The following is a 6,906-nucleotide window of genomic DNA, read 5'->3' as shown; positions in this document are numbered from 1 at the left end:
GACCTAAAAGGTGACCATTGTTTGACAAAAAAAGAGGTGTTTTATGTAATTTCTAAGCTTTTTCTTACATAACTAAAACGGCGGCAATTTCAGGGTTTAGCTTGAAATTGCCGCCGTTTTAGTGACGGGACTGATCGGGATCGAACCGATGACCTAGCGCTTAGGAGGCGCTTGCTCTATCCAACTGAGCCACAGCCCCAAAAACGTTACAAGATCGCTTTTAAAAAGTAACTTTAAAAAAGCTCAAAAAGCAACATAGACATTATAGCAAGCACCTGTAAAAAATATTAAAGCCCAAGAGAGGATTGCTGCGCTCCGCGCAGCAATCCTCTCTTGGGCTTTATACCAAATGAGTATCAATAGGAGTATCAATGACTGGTAACCGATAAGCCCTCAACAATCATTGCCGATACATACAAAGAACCATGCCATTGGCGATCGCTAGCCACGGCAACCACCTGATTGAGTGCAGTATAGGCATTTCCCGACAGCATCGTATCCTTCACCCTGCCGATGATTTTGCCATTTTTAACGCGATAGCCCAAATCGACATTAATCGAAAAATCCCCCGACAAGTCCATATCGTCACCTAAAACTTGATCGACGATCAACCCATTTTTTAAAGTTGCCGCCAATTCTAAAATATCGCCTTGAATAGTTTGACTGGCGGAGATTGCTAAATTAAATAGTCCAGGACTGGGATAATTGCCTAAATCCCCGCGAAAACCGTTCCCCGTAGCCGCAATATTTAACTCATCGCAAGTCTTGAGATCGCCATAAAACCCCTGTAAAATACCGCGATCGATCCATTTAATTTCCTGAGTTGGCGTGCCTTCATCATCAAAGGGCGAGCTATAAACCCCAAAATCGGGATGTTGCGTCACGCTAAAGATATCAGCAATCACTGGCTGTCCGACCTTATCTTGCCAAGGGGTAGCTTTTTGCAGCACCTGCCTGCCACTCATCGCCATCGCCACTATTCCCCAGAGCAGATCGGCAGCCTTGCTCGTAAAGATCACAGATACCTTCCCCGATGGCGCAGGCGCATTCTTCTTCGCCCAGTCTAAATATTGCCGTACCTTTTGGGCGATCGCCTGAGGCGACAAATTTCCCCGTTCCGATCGCCCATACCAAACATTGAGAAAATCATCGCCCCGCGTCAACTCCGCACTCAGAGAGCCATCCACCGTAATATCAGTGTAACCACAGTCCAAGCCCCGACTATTCAGAATACGTACCGTCTCGCGACTACAATCCCAATCCGCACTACAAATTGCCTCAGGATAACTTGTCAATACCTGCGCGATCGCCTCGCGCCCCCAATCAACCATCTGTTCGACATTAATTTCTTTTCCATAGAGCTTGGGGTAATCAGCAACAGTAGTTTCCCGCAATCGGATCTCTTCAGGCTCGTTCAACCCACTCAAAGCGATCGCTTGCGCGACCAAGTCAGAGGGTTCGACCAATCCATAGGCGATCGCTAAACCCACTCGTCCCCCTTGCCAAACTCGCAGCCCCACCCCTTCAGAGTCAATACTTTCAAGCTGTTTCAAGCGATTTGCCTCAAAAAAAACAGGATGCGAAACTGAATTCGAGACATATACTTCCGCAGCTTCCGCTCCTGATTTGAGGGCAAGTTCTAATAATTGTTCGGGGTCAATGGTCATGGCGATCGCTAAGGATTTCTCAACCTAGATGCTACCAAATAGCGACAACCTCCAGATATAGAATGGCGGCGCAAATCACCACCATTCTCTTCTGGGATTTTATTCGGGATTTGAGAAAGGGTTTGCATAGCAAACCCTTTCTCAAATCCCAAAAGTAAAAGCCTTGCGTAGCAAGGCTTTTACTTTTGGGATTTAAAAATTTGCCAGCTTAACCTGAACTGACGTGAATACCAATTCAAAAAATGGCAATGCCATTTTTTGAATTGGGTTTAGGTAGCATGGCGACCCATTAAACCAGCAAGATTAGCCAGAGCAGTAAAACCGCGTTTCATTTTTTGTTTGCGCTGCATCTTGCGAAGAATATTAACCACAGCCTCTAAGTCATGGTTATCATCTGGAGGCTTCTTGGCTCGAAGATGTTTGAAAGGTAGCACGATCCCAAAATGAAGAGCGGCATTGCAAAAAGCATTGAGCATCGCCCGTTCAGGGGCATGAACACCAATGGCAGTCTCTCCCACTTGAATCAAGCAGCCTTTGTCACTGCCCGTTGCCTCGCGGGTAATCCCACCGACAGTCAGCAGACAGCGCATGGTGATGTAGTCCGATACAGCTACAGGCGAGGAAAAGCTCACCTGCCAATTATCCTTATGAGCATCTAGGCGCGAACAAAGCATTTGCCAAACCGTAAAGAATTCCGAAGACTCGTTTTGACCGACAACATTTTCTGAAATGCCAAAAGAGCGTGCCTTAGAAGCCGATAAACTGAGGATAGGAGCAGATGAATCAGGAAAGCGCGTCATAGAGGAGACCAAAAACTCTTTGATTAATGTACGATAATCAAAGAGAAAAGTCACCCCCCATTTATAGGTAAAAAGATGCAAAAACAGGCAAAAAATAGCTTGGCAAATATTTTACTAATTCTTACAGACTCAAGCTCTTGATCCATTGCCCATTAATGGCATGTTATGGCTACCGCCAACTTTATCAGGACATAAAACCCAAAATCATGTTGTCGCGCGGAGCGCGACAACATGATTTTGGGTTTTAATTTTGTCCTAATAAGACTGGCGGTAGCTATATATTCACTTAAGTCAGGAAATCAAACCCAATAGAGAGTTAACTCTCTATTGGGTTTGATTTCCTGACTATAGCTATGCCTAGAGCGCATGAATCACATTGGTGACCACGCCCCAAATATGCAAATCAACATTTTCATCGATTTCAATGGGTTGAAAATTTGGATTTTCGGGCATTAACCACAGTTTATTCCGATGCTTGCGTAAGCGCTTTACCGTTAGCTCTCCATTCACAACTGCGATCACGACCTTGCCGCTAATGGGTTCAATCGCGCGATCGACCACTAACAAGTCGCTGGGATGAATTCCCGCATCCAGCATCGAATCACCGATAACTCGCACTAAAAAGGTCGATTCTGGATGCTTCACCAGATGGCGATTGAGGTCGATTTTTCCCTCTATATAATCTTCAGTCGGGGCGGGCAGGCCTGCGGCAACTGGATTAAGATAAAGAGGTATCCTGCATCTAGTATCGCTATTGGTCGAAAATATCGACGCGACAATAGTTGATGGCTCTATCTTTTGGGGGTTTTGTAAGTTTTGGGGAATTCTCGCCAAGGCTTCTAAAATCTCATCGGCAATACTTACTGGCAAGCGCACAGCTTTAGTCGTTTCATTATATTTGCCAGTACCTACAGGACGGCCTGCACCCTGACGCTTCCCACCACGCGGCATAGTCTTTCTCTCTCGCTATTTAAATTAATAAGTGGCTCGCATATCATGACGATTATTATTAAGGCGATCGCCTTAATTATCGCCACAGATATAAGAATGCGATTATATGAATATCGTACGCTAACAAAGATAATTTGCAAGAATTAGCGATTATTTTTATAGCTGCCGTCAAGCTGTATCAGGACATCAAACCCAAAAGGGGGTTGCCGCGCTCCGCGCGGCAACCCCCTTTTGGGTTTGATATAATTCCACAAAAGAGCAACGAGCTATGCTCGTTGCTCTTTTGTGAAGCATTTTAGTTGTTTAGAACAAGCCCAAGGTCAAAGACTTGTCGATAGGCATTGTGGAGCCAATACCCAACCATAGGGTAAAAGCAGTACCAAACAAGAAAACTGCCATGGCGACAGGACGACGGAAAGGATTTTGGAATTTGTTTACATTCTCAATGAAAGGAATGAGGATCAAACCAACAGGAATCAAGCTCTGGAGCAATACACCCAAAAGCTTGTTAGGGACGATCCGCAAAATTTGGAATGCAGGATAGAGGAACCACTCAGGGAGGATTTCCAATGGAGTTGCAAAGGGATTAGCAGGTTCGCCAACCATCGTCGGATCAAGCACTGCCAAACCAGTAATCAAGGCGATCGTGCCAGTAATAACTACGGGGAACATGTACAGAAGGTCATTCGGCCAAGCTGGTTCGCCATAATAATTGTGACCCATGTTCTTTTCCAACTTTGCCCGCAAAATTGGATCGTTCAAATCGGGAAGCTTTTCAGTCTTTGCCATTTTATTGCTCTATATTATGGAGTAATGGTTTTCTAAAATTATGTAGTACGGAAATCGTAGGAGAGAGGCAAATACAAGAAACCTTACAAACGAAGGTTTACAAGGGACCAGAAATGCCTTGCTTACGAATCATCAAGAAGTGGGCAAGCATGAACACAGCAATCAACCAAGGCAATACAAATGTATGCAAGCTGTAGAAACGAGTAAGGGTTGCTTGTCCGACGCTTTGACCGCCACGAAGTAGTTCTACTAGAGTTCCGCCGACAACAGGAATGGCTTCAGGTACGCCAGATACGATCTTTACCGCCCAGTAGCCGACCTGATCCCAAGGTAGAGAATAGCCAGTTACGCCAAAGGTAACGGTGATAACGGCGAGGATTACGCCAGTGATCCATGTTAATTCACGGGGCTTTTTGAAACCACCAGTCAAATAAACGCGGAATACGTGCAAGATCATCATCAAAACCATCATGCTTGCCGACCAACGGTGAATCGAGCGGATTAACCAACCAAAGTTAACGTCGGTCATGATGTAGCGGACGGATTCAAAGGCTTCCGTTACGGATGGCTTGTAGTAAAAGGTCATCGCGAAGCCTGTCGCAAACTGAATCAGGAAGCAAGTGAGGGTGATGCCGCCAAGACAGTAAAAAATATTAACGTGAGGAGGAACGTACTTACTCGTAACGTCTTCTGCAAGCGCCCCGACTTCAAGGCGATCGTTAAACCAATCGTAAACTTTACTCATGTAATTGAAAAACCCAAGATTGCTGAACTAGTTAACAATTTTTTGATAGCTGTAATATATTTTAATGCTTTTGACAGATGTAAGCAAAGCTAAACATAGTTTTTTAACAGGCTTTAAAAACTTATATCAGATTTCTACAGTGCTTATCGAGCTTTAAGCGCTAACTCTAAGCAAATAAAGCAAATACTTGTTTACAAATACTTGTTTAAGGGGTTTGGGTTTGCCGATCCTTTGATGAAGTTACCAAATTACACTCTAACCATAAAAAAATTATGACTATGAACGATTTACCAGATAAATCCACGGATAAAGAAAGCGATCGCCCCGAAAGCCATAGCGCCATTATCCGCGAGATGAATATCGATGATATCGCTCCAATTTTTCACTTAGGCGAGCAATTATTTACTAGCGATCTCTATCCATACCTCTATCGAACATGGGACGAATGGGAGGTAATCGGTATGTACAATACGGACTCCGAATATTGCTTGGTTGCCGAAGTTGACGATCAACTAGCAGGGTTTATTCTCGGCACAATTATTATTAAGGCTTCATGGAAATATGGCTATATCACTTGGTTAGGGATTAGCCCCAACTTTCAGCGCAAGGGGATTGCCGATCGCCTTGTCGATAAGATCGTGGAGCGGATGATCGAGGATAACGTCAGGTTTATGCTCGTTGATACCGACCCCGCCAATACCCCCGCCATTAATTTCTTTACTCGCAAAGGTTTCGGTAATGCCAGAGAGCATGTTTTCCTGTCGCTAAATCTCGCCAAACATGAATATTACGGTAGATTGATTAATTACGAACGGGATAAAGCCGAGCGCAACCGTCCGCGATCGCGCCGCCGCACTTAAAGTTTCATCGAAACCCATTGTATTTAACCCTTTGAATTAGCCCAGAATTGCCACAAATTACATTTCTTCAGGGTTAATACCCATCTCTCTGAGCTTTTCCATAAGTCGTTGGGCTTTTTGTTCGGTCTGAAGCTGTAACTCCTCCGCCTTTTGTTTGGCAAGTCTCTCTTGATTAGCAATTAGCCTTTCTTGATTAGCGATCGCTTCAGCATTAGCCAATTTTTCGTTGGCGGTCAGATAGCGATTGCCCGAAGGATCGTACCAATAGAGCCATTCCCGATACCAAGCGATATGCTCTCCCTTTTCATAACCAAGCGCTAATCCAATTTCTGGCAACCAAACCTGATGATTCTCTGTTGGTAAAAGTTCGTATTTCCCTGCAATCAGTCGATAAACCTCCAATCTTTGTCTATGCTTAAACCGTCCTCTACGACCACTGAAAGGGTTGTAAATTGCATAATACAAAACTCCTAATGCTTGATAATCGGCTAACTTATCTTCATATTCGCTGTTATAACGTTCAGAAACAACTTCTAAAGAAAGGATCGGCATAATATTCTCTTCTGCCCATAGCACATAACTCAAGCGTCCTCGTTCGCCCGTATCGTGCTTAACGCCGATCGCTAAAAAGCCATCAGGGACGATCGCTGGTTCGTCTGGATTGTAATAAACCGCCATATCCACACCGAAGTACCAATCATCGCGATCTGCCCAAATATCAGCTAACAAACTCAGCAGGAGATTGGGAATGTCATTTTGTAACTGGTTATCCACTGGTGTTTCGTCTGAGGATGGCAATTCTTCGGCGGTTGGAAGAATGCGGTTCTTGCTGTAGGTGAGGTTGACCATAGCTTATTCAAGCGTGGTGTTGATTGTTCGTGATTATAGCAAACCTGAATTATTGCAGCATTAGGTAGGACTGATGCTGCAATGAACTAGATGAGTACTTTTTGGATTTTTAACTAAGGAATAATTCAGTATGTTTTGATATAGATAATTCAAATAAAAACTACAGCTTCGACTTCGCTCAGCTAGCTTACACCGAGGGCTGAGCGAAGTCGAAGCCCGTCTACAAGTTATTTAAAACAACTATA

7 protein-coding genes and 1 tRNA gene are annotated in these 6,906 nt (G+C 44.3%); 1 reads left to right on the top strand and 7 read right to left on the bottom strand.

Annotation, left to right across the window (positions count from 1 at the left end):
• Window positions 1–125: 125 nt before the first annotated feature.
• The 6 genes from AC805_RS09495 to petB form a co-directional block, all read right to left on the bottom strand.
• Window positions 126–199 (bottom strand) — tRNA-Arg (locus AC805_RS09495).
• Between the two features lie 169 nt (window positions 200–368).
• Window positions 369–1,667 (bottom strand): TldD/PmbA family protein, encoded by a 1,299-nt coding sequence (locus tag AC805_RS09490; RefSeq protein WP_055075204.1) that lies wholly within the window; start codon window positions 1,665–1,667, stop codon window positions 369–371.
• Window positions 1,668–1,936: 269 nt separating this feature from the next.
• Window positions 1,937–2,467: a hypothetical protein gene (locus AC805_RS09485; protein ID WP_156341365.1), complete on the bottom strand. Its 531-nt coding sequence runs from the start codon at window positions 2,465–2,467 to the stop codon at window positions 1,937–1,939.
• Between the two features lie 357 nt (window positions 2,468–2,824).
• Entirely contained in the window at window positions 2,825–3,418 is a 594-nt protein-coding gene (locus tag AC805_RS09480; RefSeq protein ID WP_009627563.1) for a LexA family transcriptional regulator, read from the bottom strand.
• Between the two features lie 303 nt (window positions 3,419–3,721).
• Window positions 3,722–4,207 carry a cytochrome b6-f complex subunit IV gene (petD, locus tag AC805_RS09475; protein ID WP_009627562.1) on the bottom strand — a complete coding sequence of 162 codons (486 nt, stop codon included), beginning with the start codon at window positions 4,205–4,207 and terminating at the stop codon, window positions 3,722–3,724.
• Between the two features lie 97 nt (window positions 4,208–4,304).
• On the bottom strand, window positions 4,305–4,952 hold the full coding sequence (gene petB, locus AC805_RS09470) for a cytochrome b6 (RefSeq protein WP_009627561.1): 648 nt from the start codon (window positions 4,950–4,952) through the stop codon (window positions 4,305–4,307).
• 353 nt (window positions 4,953–5,305) lie between these two features.
• Here petB and AC805_RS09465 point away from each other — a divergent pair, with 353 nt between their 5' ends.
• Window positions 5,306–5,812 (top strand): GNAT family N-acetyltransferase, encoded by a 507-nt coding sequence (locus AC805_RS09465; RefSeq protein ID WP_369122827.1) that lies wholly within the window; start codon window positions 5,306–5,308, stop codon window positions 5,810–5,812.
• Window positions 5,813–5,869: 57 nt separating this feature from the next.
• Here AC805_RS09465 and AC805_RS09460 read toward each other — a convergent pair whose 3' ends face one another.
• Window positions 5,870–6,661 carry a Uma2 family endonuclease gene (locus tag AC805_RS09460; RefSeq protein WP_055075201.1) on the bottom strand — a complete coding sequence of 264 codons (792 nt, stop codon included), beginning with the start codon at window positions 6,659–6,661 and terminating at the stop codon, window positions 5,870–5,872.
• Window positions 6,662–6,906 lie beyond the last annotated feature (245 nt).

The organism is Pseudanabaena sp. 'Roaring Creek' (genome assembly GCF_001402795.1).
In the GTDB taxonomy this organism is placed as follows: domain Bacteria; phylum Cyanobacteriota; class Cyanobacteriia; order Pseudanabaenales; family Pseudanabaenaceae; genus Pseudanabaena.
The sequence above is the reverse complement of the archived record's forward strand: the minus strand, read 5'-3'. Positions and strand labels throughout refer to the sequence as shown.

Bases quoted from the DNA above. Each gene is read 5' to 3' on its own strand.
- AC805_RS09490 (WP_055075204.1), bottom strand. From the start codon at position 1,667: ATGACCATTGACCCCGAACAATTATTAGAACTTGCCCTCAAATCAGGA.
- AC805_RS09485 (WP_156341365.1), bottom strand. From the start codon at position 2,467: ATGACGCGCTTTCCTGATTCATCTGCTCCTATCCTCAGTTTATCGGCT.
- AC805_RS09480 (WP_009627563.1), bottom strand. From the start codon at position 3,418: ATGCCGCGTGGTGGGAAGCGTCAGGGTGCAGGCCGTCCTGTAGGTACT.
- petD (WP_009627562.1), bottom strand. From the start codon at position 4,207: ATGGCAAAGACTGAAAAGCTTCCCGATTTGAACGATCCAATTTTGCGG.
- petB (WP_009627561.1), bottom strand. From the start codon at position 4,952: ATGAGTAAAGTTTACGATTGGTTTAACGATCGCCTTGAAGTCGGGGCG.
- AC805_RS09465 (WP_369122827.1), top strand. From the start codon at position 5,306: ATGAATATCGATGATATCGCTCCAATTTTTCACTTAGGCGAGCAATTA.
- AC805_RS09460 (WP_055075201.1), bottom strand. From the start codon at position 6,661: ATGGTCAACCTCACCTACAGCAAGAACCGCATTCTTCCAACCGCCGAA.